This is a genomic window from Runella zeae DSM 19591 (assembly GCF_000423565.1).
In the GTDB taxonomy this organism is placed as follows: Bacteria; Bacteroidota; Bacteroidia; order Cytophagales; family Spirosomataceae; genus Runella; species Runella zeae.
This window is the reverse complement of record NZ_AUIF01000032.1, coordinates 127,311-143,444: the sequence shown is the minus strand read 5'-3', so window position 1 is coordinate 143,444 and position 16,134 is coordinate 127,311. Positions and strand designations below refer to the sequence as shown.

The following is a 16,134-nucleotide window of genomic DNA, read 5'->3' as shown; positions in this document are numbered from 1 at the left end:
AGAAAGAATACAAATTTTTGTCTTTAAAGATTCCATTTAAAAAGCCCAAAAAAAGCAAAAAAAATCCTTATCCAAGCTTAACATTAGAGCAAAAAAACTACAACAAGTCTATTAGTAAAAAGCGAGTTTTTGTAGAAAATGCAATTGCAGGAATAAAACGTTATCATATTTTAATTAACAAGTATAGAGGAAAATCTAAGGAAAAATTTGATGAAAGTATTGAATTATGCGCAGGCCTTTGGAACTTCAAAATCGACTTTAAGAAAAAGATAACTTGTTAGTAATCAACAAGAAAACAACTCTAATGTTTGTAGAAACATAAGGTGGGTTGTTTGGGAGTCTAAAAAACAAATTTGGCAAGGTCTTGAAGGAGCCTTGCCAAGATGTTTAAAGCACAATTATTTTTTTACAACTGTTTTTGAAGTAGCAGGGCTAATGACACCCAAATATCGCCCTGCCCAATAAGGCAAAAGCCAAATATCGCCAGCACTCATCTCCGAACTTCCGCGCCCATTGCGGTCGAGGATAAAACGGCTATTGTTGTGGCGGATGATGCCCAACTCATCAGGAGGAAGCACTTCTTTGGTGGTTTGTTCGATAAAATTGGGGGGTAATAATTCGATGTCTTTGCGGTGACTGTTTTTTACCGTCCAGTCAATCATATCGAGGGGATATTCTTGCAGATACCAAACCGATTCTTCCAAATCAAAGTCTTGAATACCCGTAATGGCCGTTAAGATATTCCATAATCCATCTTTTTCGGGACGTTCAAACTGCCAGTGGTCCACGATTGCCTTTTTGAAATTGGCTTTGAGCGTATCATTGAAGGCATATCTGTACAAGCCCCAGTAGCCCATGTAGTACATTTCGTCGTCGGAATGATTCCAATCACCCGAAAGTTTTTTGCTCCAATCGTCGGCATTGTCGGGAGCTTGTCCGATGATTTTCATGGGGCGCATGAGATTTTGGTAGTAGCCATGCTTTGTCATAAGTTCAAAAGCCTTGGCTTTGTATTTTTCTTTTTTTGTAAAGTGATATGCTGTTTGGAGCATCGCCACGATATTGGATGAATTGAGTTTACGGTCGCCTACATTGATAGGGAAACCGTTGACATAGACAGGATTCCATTTACCCCAAAGCGTAGGCTTACCATCCCAATCTACGAGGTACATATCATTTTTGATGACATGACTCATAAGGGTATCAATGAGGGAAATGGAGCGAGATTTGAGGTCTTTGTCGTCGATAAGTTCGGCCATTGCCCCAAATGCAAAAATGTGTCCAATCACTTCATCGCTACTTGTGGTAGATTTCCAATCCCATTCGGGGTCGTCGGTGCGGCGCCACGGTTGGTCGTCGTATTTATAGCCACGTCTTTCAAAAGAGCGAGAAGGAAAACCAGGGACGCCATTGATGGTGTAGAGACGTTCCATCGCATCAAGCGATTCACGGCAGTTTTGGAGGGCTTGGGGGTCTTTGGTGGCGGCGTATCTGAAGATTTGGCCGCCCAGATACATCGATGTCCAGAGTCCGTCGTTGTCCGAATCTTGTAGCCTTCCGGTCGAGAGATTGCCGTTTTTCATGTGGCCCAGCGTACCGTTGAAGCCATTGCGAATATGGCGCGTGCGGACTTGTTTTTCGTAAATACGAGCTTTTTCTTCTAACGTCATGGGCGTGAAAACAATTTTTCCAACGCCTTTGTCGGTCAAAATCACTACGGAACCTTCATCGCCTGCCGCGATATGAACAACCTTGTTAGAAGGAATCCAGCGCTCAGAAGCATAATAGTTAAATTTGCCGTCAGGCTTTTTAAGAAAAGCCCCCTCGGTAGAGCCAAACCACAACTGATTGCCGATTGCGGTGATGCAAGTCAGCTCAGTCCAAGGTAGTTTTTGTTGGATAGGCGTGACAATTTTTCCCGTTTTATCCAATTCTAAATACCCATTTTTGGTGCCGACAACAATTTTACCCGCCCATATTTCAAAACAAGTAAGGTCGGTGCCGCTGTAGATTTTTTGCGCTTTTTTGTCTTTTTCCGAAAAACCATAAAGGGCAGTGGGGGTCAATATTAAAAAATTGCCGGCGGCATTATCATACTTCAAATCAAGGACTTCGGAGAGGGTTTCTTTGGTGGATGGGGCGTCTTTGATGAGGTATTCGATTTGCTTTCCGTCCGAAATCAAAAAGCCAAAATCTTTGCCACCCGCTAAGAGATAAGCATTAGGTAGCGAATGCTTGAGGAAGAGTTTGCCCGCCCAGGCGTCGCTCAATACGGATTTGTCGTCTATCATCACAAACTGCTGTTGGTATAAGGCAAGATTTGCGATTTTTTTGTCAGCAATCGGGCGATAGGAGCCGTCTTTTTCAAGGGTGCCTGGATAGAGGAATTGACCCGCATAAGGTTGGTACAAACCTGCTTGGGTACATACTTTTGTGACACCATTGAGATCGGTATAAACTTTGCGAGGCGTAGCGTTTTCGTGAAAATAATACTTGACACTGTAATCTTGTACGTATGGTACGTCTTTATGCACAGGAAGCTTGGGCTTTTGAGCAAACAAAGCCCCACCACACAACCACGCGCTCAAGAACAAAAAAGTGGTTTTCATAAAAAGGGAATATTGGTGTTGGTTAGTAATAAATAAAATTTCGTTTTTGAATGAATATTTATAGTACGCTGTATCTCATTGCGTAGGCTATTTTGGAAGAAAGAAAAAAACAAACAAGAGAAACCAAACCCTAGAACCTTGTAGTCACAAGTAAGGATAAAATGGAAGAAAATACCTTTAAATAAAGGTGCAAATTGGTACACTTTTAAACAAATCGCCGTTATCGCTGACATACGAGCAATGGCTTGAGCCAAACTGTCATTTGGGTCACAATGGAGCTGCGTCTCCGACGCAAATCATATAAACTAAACAATTTAAAAAACAAATTTTGATGAATATGTATCCAACAAAGGGGTTAAAAAAATGGCTTTTATGGGTAGTAGTGATTGGTATTTTAAGTTCATTTTCTACCGAAAAAATCACGTGGGTGGCACTTGGAGATTCTATTACGTATCTCAACGACCACCAAAATGAGACGGGCAATCGTGTCACCAAAGGATATATGACGATGGTGACCGAACAATTGCCTCATATCCAATACATCAACCAAGGGCATAATGGCTGGACGGCGGCGCGGATTGCCGAAAAAATCGAAAGTCTGAATTTGGTGAAAGCCGATGTTTACTCTGTTTTTTTGGGTACAAACGATTGGTGGGGAGGCCGTCCTTTGGGGACTCGATCCGATTATGAAAACAATACGGGATTTGGAACCTTGTATGGGTCTTTTAGGGTGATTATCAATAAATTGCGTAGCCTAAATCCTGCTGCTAAAATCATTTTGATTACGCCTATGCAGCGAGTTGATTTTGTGTATATCGCCAACTTCAAAAACAATGCCTACGGCTCCTACAAAGACAAGAAAGGGCAGATGTTGGAGCAGTTTGCGGATGCTATTAAGGAAATTGGAAAGCACGAACAGCTGCCAGTGGTGGACTTATATCACGACAAAAAGTTGGGAATGAAGAAACTGGTAAAATTCAAAAGGCTCAAAGATCCTCAAACGGGGCAATATAAAAACTACGCTTATCCTCATTTCATCGAAGTGCCTTTCAATCCCGAAACCGACGAATACCCTTATCCCGTAGAGTCAATCGCCATGACTTACGACGGGTTGCACCCTTCTGATGCAGGCTATGAGGTGATTTCCAAAAAATTGGTGAAGCTTATGAAGAAGTAATTTTATCTTAACCACTAAGACACTAAGGATGTGTCTTAGTGGTTAATTAGGTTATTTCATTTTTTGAGGATCCACGACCACATATTTGATTGATTTCGCTTTGTTGTCGGCATGATGAGAGTAAGTAATGTGTAAAAGACCATCGGCGGTTTGAACCAAACAAGGATAAGAATATCCTCCTTTGTCGCGGGGGTGATCTTCGAGGCGCGTTTTCCATTTCCAAGTTTTACCTTCATCGTCCGAAAGATACAAACTAACGCGATAACGCCCGTCGTCGATGTCGTTTCCTAAAAATGCCCAGCGTCCATCTTTCAAATTCAATAGTTCTACGCTTGCCGTGTTAGGAATCTCTGTTTTGGTAGAAGCTGTCCAGCTTTCTCCCTTGTCTGAAGATTCGCTTATGTGTACACGCGTAGGTTCGTCGCCGCTATCGCGCAGATAAGCTACGAGGTTGCCATTTTTGCGTTGGGCAAGTGCGGGTTGAATCGGCCCACGGCCTACGAGTGGGAGACTAGGTCGCCAAGTAGCCCCAAAATCTTCTGAAATCGCCATCATCGAAAAATTGTAGCCATCCGAATAAAGCGGCAATACAATGCGGCCATTATCCATTTGGAGGGGTTTGATGCGGGTCATCCAGCCGATGCTTCGCTTGGGGGCGTCTTTGGCTGCTTCGATAATCATATCGTCGTATTTGGGGGCATAGCCAGCCCACCCGGCGGTGTAATCTGGTAATTTTTTGAATTTATCGGCTACCTCTTTGGCAAAACGCTCATCAGGTTTGAGCAAAATATTGTCTTGCCATTCCCAGACGGGTGCTCCGCTTTTGGTATAATTGGTAGAAGTTTTGAAGCGCAAAATAGATTGCTCCCATTGATTGGCCTGAACCGCAATCCACACCAAAAAAAGTTTGCCTTGTTGATTTAAAAACAATACAGGATTACAATCAGGAAGGTGTGGCGTATCAGCCATTTCAAAAGGCTCACTCCATTGAGTTTCGCCTTTTTTGAGTCGGGCTCCCATGATTTTGACATCGTCGGCGGTGCGCTCGCCACTACCATAAAACCACGCAGCCAGAAAATCACCATTGGGCAGGCTTACCAAGCTACTGCCATGCACGTGTTTTTCTTGAGGCGTAAAAATGAGATTATGACGAACAATAGGGGAGGTTTGAGCCACCATTGACGGCACAACAAAAAAACTCAAAAGGAATAATAATAAGGTTATTTTTTTCATGTAATCATTGTTAAATCATGAAACCCTAACAAAGTTCAAACCCTTGTTAGGGTAATTGGTCATTTGCAATTTCTACTTTACTTTCTTGCGGCGTTCCATTACCTCGCGCCAAGTTGTGAGGATGATTCCTTTGGATTGAATGTGGGCTTTCAGTTCTGGACTCATCATCGAAAGCATATCGGCGTAGCGTGAGCCTCCAGAAGCGCTGATGTGCTTGAAAGCATCCGTAATGTCGCTACTGTGAATGATAAACATTGCCAAACCTGGCTGCATAGCGTCTAGCGTTTCGATGAACTTTTGTGCTTTGTATTTGCCCCATTCTTCAGGGGTAGGATTAGAGGTTTCGGGTTTCCAATCACCGCTAATGGTGTGTAAATCATCTAATACGGGCAAGCCCAAACTCCAGATTTTGCGACCTACGGGCCCCGTCATTTTGAGCAATTCAGGGTCGGGAAGTTGCATACCTTCTTTCCATTTTCCTTCGGCTTTGAGCTTCTTGATAACAGGATGTAGCTGACATTCGCGAAGGAGCTTATTGTTGCCGCCCGGAAACATCACCGGAATTCCGTACTCAGCCCCTACTTTGATATATCTTTCCAAAAAAGGTTGATGCGCAAAGAGTGTCCCCATGTGAGAATCGAGGTGAGTAGGTTTAAGTCCCATGCGAAGGGCACGTTCTACTTGTGCTCTGATTTCTTTTTCAACATCGTCGGCGGTACCATTTTTAACCACTTGGGCTACTTCGTGCCATAGATTACCTTCTTTGTCCACCAGACTAGGTACATTCTGAAATCCCGCCAAGGGTGTCCAGCGATAATCGCGCCATTCTGAGGTAAGCGTAAGATGCACGCCTGCATCTAAATTAGGATTGCTCTTCAGAATATAATTTACAAAACTCGCCGACCAAGGGCAAGGAAACATAATGCTACACGAAGTAGCTACGCCTTGTTCTACCGACTTGATAGTGCCTTGATTGGAAGAGTACGACATACCGGGGTCGTCTACGTGGAATATGACTATCTTAGCACCTTTGGGCCAACCGAGTTGCTCGGCATAAGTTTGCTGGGCATTGCTCACTAGGGGCATGATAGCAGCGGACGCAACTACCCATGTTTTAAGTGTTTTGTAAAACATCGTTGGATGAAGTGATTTTAAAGTTTTGCGCTTTGAGAATAAGGGGCTGCATTTTTTTGAGTCCCCCATGATTGATTGGGTTTATCGCCCATTTCAAAAACCAACTCGCCTCCTTTCATGATTTCAGAATGGTCAATCCATGTACGGTCAAAAGGCTGCCCATTGAGCGTAGCTGACTGAATATAACGATTTTGAGAAGAGGTGTTTTTAGCAATGATTTTGAACGTTTTATCTTCTTTTACCTTAAATTCTACTTCATCAAACAAGGGACTTCCAATCGTATATTGGGTACTTCCAGGGGCAACGGAGTATATCCCCATACTGCTCAATAGATACCACGAAGAGAGCGAACCCATGTCTTCGTTGCCACATAAACCAGTAGGACCTGTACGATAAAAACGCTCCATGACCTCCCGCGCCCAATATTGGGTTTTCCAAGGCGCAGCGGCATAATTGTAGAGATAGGCTACATGATGTGAGGGTTGATTGCCGTGTACATACTGCCCAATGGTACCCACCACGCCTACGTATTTGGGCGGTGTAATGGACGCATCCATATTAAAAAATGTATCAAGTTTTTGGGTAAAGGCTTTGTCACCACCGAGGAGTTGGATTAAGCCAGCGGGGTCATGTTGGACCGACCACAGATACTGCCAAGCATTGGATTCGGTATAGTGGCGGTTGGGGCGGCGTCCAACCAAGAGAGGATCGAAGTATCGGTAATAATGATGACTTCCTACCGAATCAATGGCTTGTTGATTGTTGCCAAGGGCTTCGAGCCAATTGCCATTTTCGCGGCGCGGGCGCATAAAAGCCGTAGAAGCATCAAACACATTACGGTAGTTTTGGGCGCGTTTATAAAAAAGAGCGGCATCTTCTTTTTTGCCTAATGCTTCGGCCAATCTGGCGATGCACCAATCATCATAGGCAAGCTCCATTGTATTGGGCACCGACTCGGTGGTACGGTCGCAAGGAGCATATCCCAGTCGAATATAATCCGCCAAACCTGCTCTACCCGCCGATGCGGGGATGCTATCGGGGGGAGATTCGAGGGCTTTGCGCCGCATGGCAGTATAAAGTGCTTCGATGTCCCAATCGCGGTAGCCTTTGAAATACGCGTCTACAATGACTGGTATGAGGTGGTCGCCTACCATGCTTGGGCGGTAAGTATTACGGAAGTGTTGGGCGGGAAGCCATCCAAATTCCTTGGCTTTGGCGTCGATAGATTTAATAAAATCATTGACGTGGTTGGGCGCAATGAGCGTCAGTAGAGGGTGTTGGCTACGATACGTATCCCAGCACGAAAACGAAGGATAAAAATCGTAGTTTTGAGCCGTATGGATTTTTTTGTCCATACCCATATATTGTCCATCTACGTCCTGACTGATGTATTGAGCAAGCAAGCTGCGATAAAGAGCGGTATAAAAAATCTGTTTTTGGGCTTCATTATCAGTTTTGATACTTACTCGTGCAAGTTCATCATTCCATGTTTGACGAGCTTCATTTTTTACTTTGTCAAAATCCCAATGAGGCACTTCCGCTTGGAGGTTTTTGCGAGCTCCTTCAACGCTCACGTGCGAAATCGCCACTTTTACCACTACTTGGTCATCTTTTTGGGTTTGATAACCCACAAAAAAACCAATGTTCAAGCCTTTTTCTTCGTTTTTGTAAGGCCAATATCCTTCGGCAGATTCGGGCGTTTTGTAGTCGTTGTCCCAAGTACCGTAGTATTCAAAAGGACGATTGAATTTGGCTACAAAAAAAATAGGCGTACCGTTGGCGTCTTTGTATCCTTCCAAGGTCGAATCATTGACCATTTTTACAAACGATTCGCCACTTTCGGCATTGCCCCCAATTTCGTGGCCAATATCCATCAAAATCGTTGATTTGCGAGAGGCAGGAAAAGTATAACGATGCACTCCCACGCGTTTAGTGGCACTTAGTTCGGCTTTGATATTGCCATCTTTGAGCAATACTGAATAATAACCCGGCGATGCCGTTTCATCTTTTTTGTCATAACGCGACCGATAGCCCGAATCAGGGTCTTCTTTACTTCCGGGTGAAGTTTGGACTTTGTCGCCTACGGTGGGCATGACCAAGATATCTCCTCCCGTAGTCATACCTACGCCGCTAAAATGAGTATGGCTAAATCCAATAATTGAACTGTCGGAATAAACATAACCTGCCGCATAGGTCCATCCTTTTACGTCATGGTCGGGACTTAGCTGTACCATGCCGTAAGGCAGAGTAGCCCCTGGAAAGGTATGTCCAAAAAAGTCGGTGCCATTGAAGGGGTCAACATAATCGACGGGGTCTTTACTACCTTTGCCCGACGAACAGGCGAGAAAGAAAGAGGCACAAATGCCAAAAGTCAGTAAACGTAGAGAGGTATTTTTGAGCATCGTAGGCAAATAAAAGACTGATTTTTGAAGAGAAGTTTTGTGGAATCAGGTACAAAAAAGGAACCCTCTCCTAAGCAAGGAGAGGGCAGGGTCAGGTTTAGACAGTTTCGGATACTTCTGCTTCTTTAAACAAAAGACTGATGAGTTTTTGGTACTGCGAAAAGTCGGGAATGATGAGTTGCGCCCCTGCTTTTACAAGACGAGGACGTTTGTCGAGGTTATGGCCATGACGTTGTACTTCGTTGCTCGTAATTCCTACCGAGATTCCTCCAAAGCGGCGTCCTTCGCGGATTTCGTCGGGACCATCTCCAAATACGGCTAGCTCGTTGCCGTTGAGGTTGTTGTCGCGAATAATGCGCTCAATAATCATCTTTTTAGAAAACTTAGTGTATTCGCGTAAAGCGCCATAAATACCACCCTCAAACAAATCAGCATAGCCCAACACGGTAGCTTCGTTGCGCACATCATCTACGTCTGTGCCACTTGCCAGGTACATCACCACACCTCTTGCTTGCAATTCTTTCAAAAAGGCCACGGCTCCTTTCATGGTATAATCTTCCCAATCCAGCTCACCTGCTTGCAATTTGGCGAGGCGCTTGTTGACCAACTCCATCAAGCCGTCGTTATAAATTTCTTTGTATTGGAACTTGTCCAAAATCTTGTCTTCGGGTACATAGCCTGCTTCGCGTACCATATTGACCAGACCCTCCATTTGGTAAATGGTCTGAATACCAGTGGTTTTGTGGATAAACTCCTGTACTTGTCGCTTTACTTTATTGAAACCCGCTTGGTCGATAGTATCGTACGAATCTCCCAAAATCGCTTTCATCATCACCGGCTCCATGATTTCTTCCCAACCGTGGCGTAGCGTGCTGATTGTACCATCGTGGTCAAAGACAGCATATTTGATGTGGCCGAGTTTGTCTAAAACCGCAGGGTCGCATAGCTCGGTTTCGGTACCAGGCAAATACACCGCTTGGCGGGGATTTTCGGCCAAATCAGGTTGATAAACATAATTGGGGTCTTTGCTGATTGCCAAGATTTCTTCGGCATTGGCCGTACCCGTAATGAATAATTTTTGGACCGTAACCGCCGCCGCAAAATTGGCAAATTGTGCCGCTTCGGCAGGCGTTATTCCCGCCGCCAAACACAACGTAATGGCACTAATGACGGTATCGCCCGCACCTACGGTATCGAGTTGGGAAGTGAGCTGCAAGCCCGGAAACTCATGCGAACCTTCCTTGTCAAAAGCCGTGATACCTCTTGCACCACAGGTCACAAATACTGGTTTTTGGGATTGTTGAAAAAGAGATTGACCATAGTGTAGCACATCCGTTCTTGGAAGCATGGTACGAGGCTCCACTTGTACGCCGTTGAGATGAGCAGCTTCTGCATCGTTCACTTTACGATATACGTTAGAAAAACGCTCATTGAAATGACGCGAATCAACTAAGATGATTTTGTTGCTGTATTCGTTGAAAAGGTCATTGGCTCTTTCGATAAACGATTCATTGGTAATGCTCCCCAGTACTTGCTGATTGAAAATGAGAGCATCGTAAGTTTGGAGGGCTTCTTCTAAGCCAGCGAGTATTTTATAATCCGTTTCTTCGGTGCGGCTGTTATAAACCCCAAAGTCAATACGAGGTTCTTCTACGCCTTCTACGTATCTTTTTAGATAAGAATAAGTTTGAAAATGCTCTTTTTGAATAATAAGAGCGCTTGTATCAGCACCCAGCTGTTGGAGTTGAGCGGTGAGTTCGCGGCCATAAATATCATCGCCTACTACGCCAATTACCTTTAGTTGGGCGGGTGTCAAAGCGGCGAGGTTGGCCACTACGTTGGCAGCTCCTCCTGGCGAATAGTAATGTTTTTCGACGGCCTCAGCTTGCAGGCCAGTTTCGATTGAAACCTCCGATTTGCGCGTATCCATGATCCAATACGCATCCAAACAGAAGTCGCCATAAACGGCTACTTTAACGGTTTTTATTTTTTCTAAAATAGAAGAGATTTGATGGGTGTCCATAAACTGTGAAATTGGAATATCTACCAAAAGATTGCTTTTAAATACATACTCCAATTGCACTATTCAAGGCTATTGTTTCATTCATTAAATTCGTAATGCCTTATCCTTCTGGATTATTGGATAGTTTACCAGAGATTGGGATGATTGGATTAAGAGCTAATAAGGTGTTGGAAATCTTCTTTTTGGGTGAAATGTTGCAACAATAAAATCACACCTATCGCACTGGCAAAGGTGATTTTTTGCATGATAGGTAGCAATGCAAAATCACCAGCACCGTAGAGGTACAACGTATAGTAAAAGATAAGAAGGCAAATGATACATAAGAACTTAAAGAGAGGAAGCCTTGATTTTAAGACAAAAACAGTAATGTAAAAAAAAGCTAAGAGAAACATCGTACTTGCAATCGTAACCATGATGTCGTGCCAAGGTGTGGCGATTAAAAAAGTACAAATCGCACTGCCTGCACCCCAATATTTAATGACTTTAGAAGCACCTTTTAGAGGGATTTTTTTAGAGAAATCAATAAAAAACAGAGCTAGGCTTACCGAAAGGAAAATCATTCCGGCACTAGCCCAATTTCTTGAAGGATTAGGAGAACCATTCAAGGCAATGGGCGCAAATAGATTACTGATAAAGTTTTTAGTCCAATCGAAGCCCACCGTGTTTTTGTCAGAAAATGACCCTCCGGGATACAGGCTCGTTGCTATCAGCAGCAAGATGACTGAACAAATAGTTCCGATAAGTACTGAATATTTTTTGAGCATCTCCGATAATGTTTGTATCGTGTTTTTCGTCCCGATATTGTGTCGGGACGAAAACGGAATGAAGTCTCGGACTTTAATCAAAGCCGCAAATCATAATGATTTATATCTCCATCTTTCTATATCTCAAATTTGATACCTTGTGCTAAGGGGAGTGTCGTGCCGTAGTTGATGGTGTTGGTTTGGCGGCGCATATAGGCTTTCCAAGCATCAGAGCCTGATTCCCGTCCGCCGCCAGTCTCTTTTTCACCCCCAAAAGCACCGCCAATTTCGGCACCAGATGTACCAATATTGACGTTGGCAATGCCGCAATCCGAACCCGCTTGGCTCAAAAATGCTTCGGCTTCGCGGAGATTGAGCGTAAATATCGCCGACGAAAGTCCTTGAGGAACGCCGTTTTGAAAGGCGATAGCCTCCTCTATAGTACTGTATTTGATAAGGTATAAAATAGGAGCAAAAGTCTCGTGTTGTACTATATCCCAATCATTTTCTACCTCAGCAATACAAGGGGCTACATAACAACCCGAAGCAAACGCCTCCCCACTCAACACCGCCGGTGCTACCACAAAAGTGCCACCTTGAGCTTCGATAGCCCGAATGGCCGATTGGTAATTTTCGACCGCATCGGTATCAATCAAAGGCCCTACATGATAGTGGACATCCAGAGGGTTGCCGATACGAAGCTGAGCGTAGGCTTTGGCCAAGCGGGTTTTTACTTCGTCGTAAATGGTCTCGTGAACAATCAGACGACGGGTGCTTGTGCAGCGTTGACCTGCCGTGCCTACCGCGCCAAACACAATCGCCGGAATTGCCAGTGGTAAGTCGGCTTGGGACGAAACAATGATGGCGTTGTTTCCACCTAATTCTAGCAAACTACGGCCTAAACGCCCACCCACGGCTTGCCCTACCGCCTTGCCCATGCGAGTACTACCCGTAGCCGACACGAGCGGAATCCGCACATCGTGAGAGAGCCATTCACCCACTTCGCGGCCACCTACCACCAAGCCCGATACGCCTTCTGGGACGTTGTTGGTTTTCAATACTTCTTTGATGATATGCTGACAAGCGATGGCAGTCAAGGGTGTTTTTTCGGAAGGTTTCCATACGCACACATCGCCACAAACCCACGCCAACATCGAATTCCATGACCACACAGCCACGGGAAAGTTGAATGCCGAAATGATACCCACAATGCCAAGCGGATGCCACTGCTCATACATTCGGTGGGAGGGGCGCTCGCTGTGCATACTGAGGCCGTAAAGCTGACGCGACAGCCCCACCGCAAAATCACATATATCAATGATTTCTTGGACTTCTCCTAGGCCTTCTTGTAGGCTTTTGCCCATTTCGTAGCTTACGAGGGTGCCGAGCTCGGTTTTGTATTGGCGAAACTGTTCCCCCATTTGCCGAACGATTTCGCCGCGTTTGGGAGCAGGCACAAGCCGCCAAGTTTTGAAAGCTTCTTGTGCCTGCCCTATGACTGTTTCATAATCTTCGCGCGAAGCGGCATTTACTTTTCCGATAAGGTGCCCATCCACGGGAGAGAAAGAAGAAATCTCTTCTCCTTGTCCTTGCCAAGAAGCGGCACCCGTGCTGATGCCTTCGTTGAGGTGGGAGAGACCCAGCGATTTTAAGATTTGTTGCATAACTAGCTTTGCTGATGAAAATGATTTTTGGATGTTGGTATAAGCAAAGTTACAACAAAAGGACCTCTTGGGTACATTACATAAGCAAAAATACGGCAGCACCTGCTACATAGCCTAGCAGAGCCAATAAACTAATGCGTTTGAGATACCAAAAAAAGCTGATACGTTCCATCCCCATCACGGCTACACCTGCCGCCGAACCTATGATGAGCATACTTCCACCCGTACCAGCACAGTACGCCAAAAACTCCCAAATACGGTGGTCTTGAGGGTAAGTAGCCAAGTCGTACATACCCATAGAAGCGGCTACCAGCGGTACATTGTCGATGACTGCCGAGGCAATCCCGATAATAAACACAATAGCGTCGAGGTTGCCGATCGTATCGTTCATCCAACCTGCCAATGCACTGAGTGTATGCGTAACTTCGAGTACCCCAATAGCCAATAAAATCCCCATGAAAAACAAAATACTGCTGGTGTCGATTTTGCTAAGAGCATGGCCAGCTGTGAAAGGTTTACGGTCTTCTTCGTCTTTTTTGGAGTGTAGTATTTCCGAAACGGCCCAGACAGTCCCGAGGGCAAGCAATATGCCCATATAAGGAGGAAGGTGAGTGACTGTTTTGAAAATAGGGACAAATAGGAGCATTCCCAAGCCTACTACAAACATGGTATTACGTTCAAAGTCTGATACTTCCTCCTGTTTTTTGGAAGCTCTAGGCGTAGCGATGTTTCCTTTGAGACGGAAAGACAAATAAATAAGTGGTACAATCAAAGCTACGAGACTAGGAATGATCAATACTTTGATAACATTGGTAGCGGAGATTTGCCCCCCAATCCAGAGCATGGTGGTGGTGACATCTCCCAGAGGTGACCAAGCACCGCCGGCATTGGCCGCGATGATGACAATTCCCGCAAAAAAACGCCGCATATCGTCGTCGCGGATGATTTTACGCAAGAGTGATACCATCACAATCGCTGTGGTAAGATTGTCGAGAGCGGCAGAAAGAAAAAAGGTAAGAATACTAATAATCCACAGCAATGAGCGTGCGTCTTTAGTATGAATTCGATCCGTAATGACACTGAAACCTTGGTGGGCGTCGATAAGCTCCACGATGGTCATCGCGCCAAGCAAAAAAAAGGCGATTTCGGCGATGCCTGCTAAGTGGTGCGAAAGCTCTTCGGTAACGTGGTGGGTATCGCTGCTAGAAAATGCGTACAATGTCCAACAGATGACTCCTGTAAGTAAGGCCGAAGCAGTTTTGTTGATGTGGATGTTGTGTTCAAGCGTAATGAGTATATAGCCAATCACAAAGACGGCAATAATGAAAGTAATCATAGTGGAATAGTAAAATTTAATATACGCACAAATTTCGGACTCAATCCTTAAAAAGTCGTTAAAAAGTCGTTAATCCCATAAAAAACAACAATTTTGCAAAATTATTTCTATCATTAGAATAGAAGGATTTAAGAGGGTACTTTATCAAATTTCGCGAAAATGCTTTTAAATTGGATTTTAGTTTTTACCGGAAGTTTAGCAGTTTTATTGGTGGCGGCTCAGTATTTTACGAATGCCGCCGAGGGCGCAGGGCAGCTGTTAAAATTGCCTTCTTTTGTCACAGGTATTTTCATTGTAGGAATCGGCACCTCGCTTCCCGAATTAGTGACAGCATTGGTGTCGGTTTCGTCAGGTCATGCGGAGATAGTAGCCGGAAATCTAGTAGGCTCTAATATTTCCAATTTATTTTTGATAGTAGGAACTACCGCCCTGCTCAATCGCCGTACTATCGAATTGGGGAAGCGTTATCTGATGATTGACTTGCATTATTTGCTTGGGGCAGCTTTAGTATTTTATTTGTTTTTTCAAGAAGGTGTACTTACATGGCGAGAAGGTGCCTTTTTATTGGTAATATTTGTAGTATATAGTTTATATCTTCTCAAAGCGGGTAACGAAGATGAACCCGAAGCTGTGCCAGAGACGATGCCATCGTGGGGTAAAATTTTATTGATTTTAGGATTGGCTGGGGTGGGTATCTATTTTGGGGCCGATTATACGGTTTTGAGCATTACCAAAATTGCCGAAATCCTCGAAATTCCGTCTTCTATTATTGCTCTTACCATTTTGTCATTGGGAACAACCCTGCCCGAATTGGCCGTCAATTATTTTTCAGTCAAAAAAGGAAAAGCTTCTTTAGCAATTGGCAATGTGATGGGCTCTTGTATTTTTAATTTACTTGTCATTCCGGGCGTAGCAAGTTGGGCTGGTAATCTTACCGCTAGTGGACAAGTGCTGTCACTAGCATTGCCGATGTTGGTGGTAGCTTCGGCCTTCTTTTATTTGTTGGCGCAAGATAAACGTATCTCTGCTTGGGAAGGTGCTCTGTTTTTGATTTTGTACTTCATATTTATGTTTAAAACAGCAGGACTAATTTAGTGAAGCTGTGCTTTTCAAAAAAGACACGAGCGGAAAAGACTTTTCCGCTCGTGTGATGGCAAACACTTAGGACGATCATTTAAAATAGACTCAACACAAAAATCTTCGGCAAACCTTAAAAACTCATTAAGGAACTATTAAAAGTTTGCTAAAACCAATAAAAAATTAGAATAAATGTAGGCCAAACGGAGAGCGTCTACAGGTTGTAATAAAATAAGAATGACGAGCCTAGTATCTGGGCTCGTCATTGCTAGTCAACCAAATCGTATGTTACCTTCATTTTCCGCTTTTTCTCACAAATTATTTTTCGATACCAAGTTATTCTTTTTCAGAATAAGTGATTGATTTGTCTTTCGAAGTTGGGCAATCGTGTCGCGCATCAAAAAAATAATTTTCTCTTGTGACAACTTTACCGCTTCGAGAGAGTCTTGCCTCAATATCGCACGGTTGGTTTGTTCTATCATGTCACGTTGGGCAACCCACTGATAGAGACAAGTGAATGTGAGACACACCGTAATACCTAATAAGCAATAAAAAGCAAGCTTTTTGTTGTGCTCGCGGGCGGGTCGGTGGTACACATTGCCATACTGAGGCAAAATTCTTGACTTCATTCAAAAGACCATTTGTACCTAACTTTGTTTTAACCCTATTTGACTTGCGGGTTAGATTTGATTGCAAAGAAATAGGGTAATCCTTAAAAACTTATGAATGAAATGTT

Annotated in this window: 12 protein-coding genes; 3 read left to right on the top strand and 9 right to left on the bottom strand. The window is 44.1% G+C overall.

Annotated features, from left to right (window positions below):
- Positions 1–281: transposase family protein (locus G563_RS34065; protein WP_037326233.1), on the top strand; the 281-nt coding region annotated here is incomplete at its 5' end.
- Positions 282–398: 117 nt separating this feature from the next.
- On the opposite strand, the gene G563_RS0108835 is transcribed toward G563_RS34065, so the two are convergent.
- Positions 399–2,609: a hypothetical protein gene (locus tag G563_RS0108835; RefSeq protein WP_028665012.1), complete on the bottom strand. Its 2,211-nt coding sequence runs from the start codon at positions 2,607–2,609 to the stop codon at positions 399–401.
- A 337-nt stretch (positions 2,610–2,946) separates the two neighbouring features.
- Between G563_RS0108835 and G563_RS0108830 the strand changes: the two genes are divergently transcribed.
- Positions 2,947–3,786: an SGNH/GDSL hydrolase family protein gene (locus G563_RS0108830; protein ID WP_028665011.1), complete on the top strand. Its 840-nt coding sequence runs from the start codon at positions 2,947–2,949 to the stop codon at positions 3,784–3,786.
- Positions 3,787–3,837: 51 nt separating this feature from the next.
- Here G563_RS0108830 and G563_RS0108825 read toward each other — a convergent pair whose 3' ends face one another.
- From G563_RS0108825 to nhaD, 7 genes are all read right to left on the bottom strand, one after another.
- Positions 3,838–5,019, bottom strand: coding sequence for a sialidase family protein (locus tag G563_RS0108825; RefSeq protein ID WP_028665010.1), 1,182 nt, complete (start codon positions 5,017–5,019; stop codon positions 3,838–3,840).
- Between the two features lie 72 nt (positions 5,020–5,091).
- Complete coding sequence (locus G563_RS0108820; RefSeq protein WP_028665009.1) at positions 5,092–6,153, bottom strand: polysaccharide deacetylase family protein; 1,062 nt, start codon at positions 6,151–6,153, stop codon at positions 5,092–5,094.
- Positions 6,154–6,170: 17 nt separating this feature from the next.
- A complete protein-coding gene (locus G563_RS34060) occupies positions 6,171–8,555 on the bottom strand; it encodes a GH92 family glycosyl hydrolase (RefSeq protein ID WP_084650809.1) in 2,385 nt (794 codons plus the stop codon).
- 97 nt (positions 8,556–8,652) lie between these two features.
- Positions 8,653–10,578, bottom strand: coding sequence for a PfkB family carbohydrate kinase (locus G563_RS0108810; RefSeq protein WP_028665008.1), 1,926 nt, complete (start codon positions 10,576–10,578; stop codon positions 8,653–8,655).
- A 149-nt stretch (positions 10,579–10,727) separates the two neighbouring features.
- A complete protein-coding gene (locus G563_RS0108805; protein ID WP_028665007.1) occupies positions 10,728–11,342 on the bottom strand; it encodes a hypothetical protein in 615 nt (204 codons plus the stop codon).
- Between the two features lie 116 nt (positions 11,343–11,458).
- On the bottom strand, positions 11,459–12,985 hold the full coding sequence (amaB, locus tag G563_RS0108800; RefSeq protein WP_028665006.1) for an L-piperidine-6-carboxylate dehydrogenase: 1,527 nt from the start codon (positions 12,983–12,985) through the stop codon (positions 11,459–11,461).
- A gap of 76 nt (positions 12,986–13,061) precedes the next feature.
- Positions 13,062–14,321 carry a sodium:proton antiporter NhaD gene (nhaD, locus tag G563_RS0108795; RefSeq protein ID WP_028665005.1) on the bottom strand — a complete coding sequence of 420 codons (1,260 nt, stop codon included), beginning with the start codon at positions 14,319–14,321 and terminating at the stop codon, positions 13,062–13,064.
- Positions 14,322–14,480: 159 nt separating this feature from the next.
- Between nhaD and G563_RS0108790 the strand changes: the two genes are divergently transcribed.
- A complete protein-coding gene (locus G563_RS0108790; RefSeq protein ID WP_028665004.1) occupies positions 14,481–15,416 on the top strand; it encodes a sodium:calcium antiporter in 936 nt (311 codons plus the stop codon).
- 293 nt (positions 15,417–15,709) lie between these two features.
- Here G563_RS0108790 and G563_RS0108785 read toward each other — a convergent pair whose 3' ends face one another.
- A complete protein-coding gene (locus G563_RS0108785) occupies positions 15,710–16,027 on the bottom strand; it encodes a hypothetical protein (RefSeq protein ID WP_028665003.1) in 318 nt (105 codons plus the stop codon).
- Positions 16,028–16,134: the final 107 nt, after the last annotated feature.

Bases quoted from the DNA above. Each gene is read 5' to 3' on its own strand.
- G563_RS0108790 (WP_028665004.1), top strand. From the start codon at position 14,481: ATGCTTTTAAATTGGATTTTAGTTTTTACCGGAAGTTTAGCAGTTTTA.
- G563_RS0108805 (WP_028665007.1), bottom strand. From the start codon at position 11,342: ATGCTCAAAAAATATTCAGTACTTATCGGAACTATTTGTTCAGTCATC.
- G563_RS0108820 (WP_028665009.1), bottom strand. From the start codon at position 6,153: ATGTTTTACAAAACACTTAAAACATGGGTAGTTGCGTCCGCTGCTATC.
- nhaD (WP_028665005.1), bottom strand. From the start codon at position 14,321: ATGATTACTTTCATTATTGCCGTCTTTGTGATTGGCTATATACTCATT.
- G563_RS0108785 (WP_028665003.1), bottom strand. From the start codon at position 16,027: ATGAAGTCAAGAATTTTGCCTCAGTATGGCAATGTGTACCACCGACCC.
- G563_RS0108830 (WP_028665011.1), top strand. From the start codon at position 2,947: ATGTATCCAACAAAGGGGTTAAAAAAATGGCTTTTATGGGTAGTAGTG.
- G563_RS0108825 (WP_028665010.1), bottom strand. From the start codon at position 5,019: ATGAAAAAAATAACCTTATTATTATTCCTTTTGAGTTTTTTTGTTGTG.
- amaB (WP_028665006.1), bottom strand. From the start codon at position 12,985: ATGCAACAAATCTTAAAATCGCTGGGTCTCTCCCACCTCAACGAAGGC.
- G563_RS0108810 (WP_028665008.1), bottom strand. From the start codon at position 10,578: ATGGACACCCATCAAATCTCTTCTATTTTAGAAAAAATAAAAACCGTT.
- G563_RS0108835 (WP_028665012.1), bottom strand. From the start codon at position 2,609: ATGAAAACCACTTTTTTGTTCTTGAGCGCGTGGTTGTGTGGTGGGGCT.
- G563_RS34060 (WP_084650809.1), bottom strand. From the start codon at position 8,555: ATGCTCAAAAATACCTCTCTACGTTTACTGACTTTTGGCATTTGTGCC.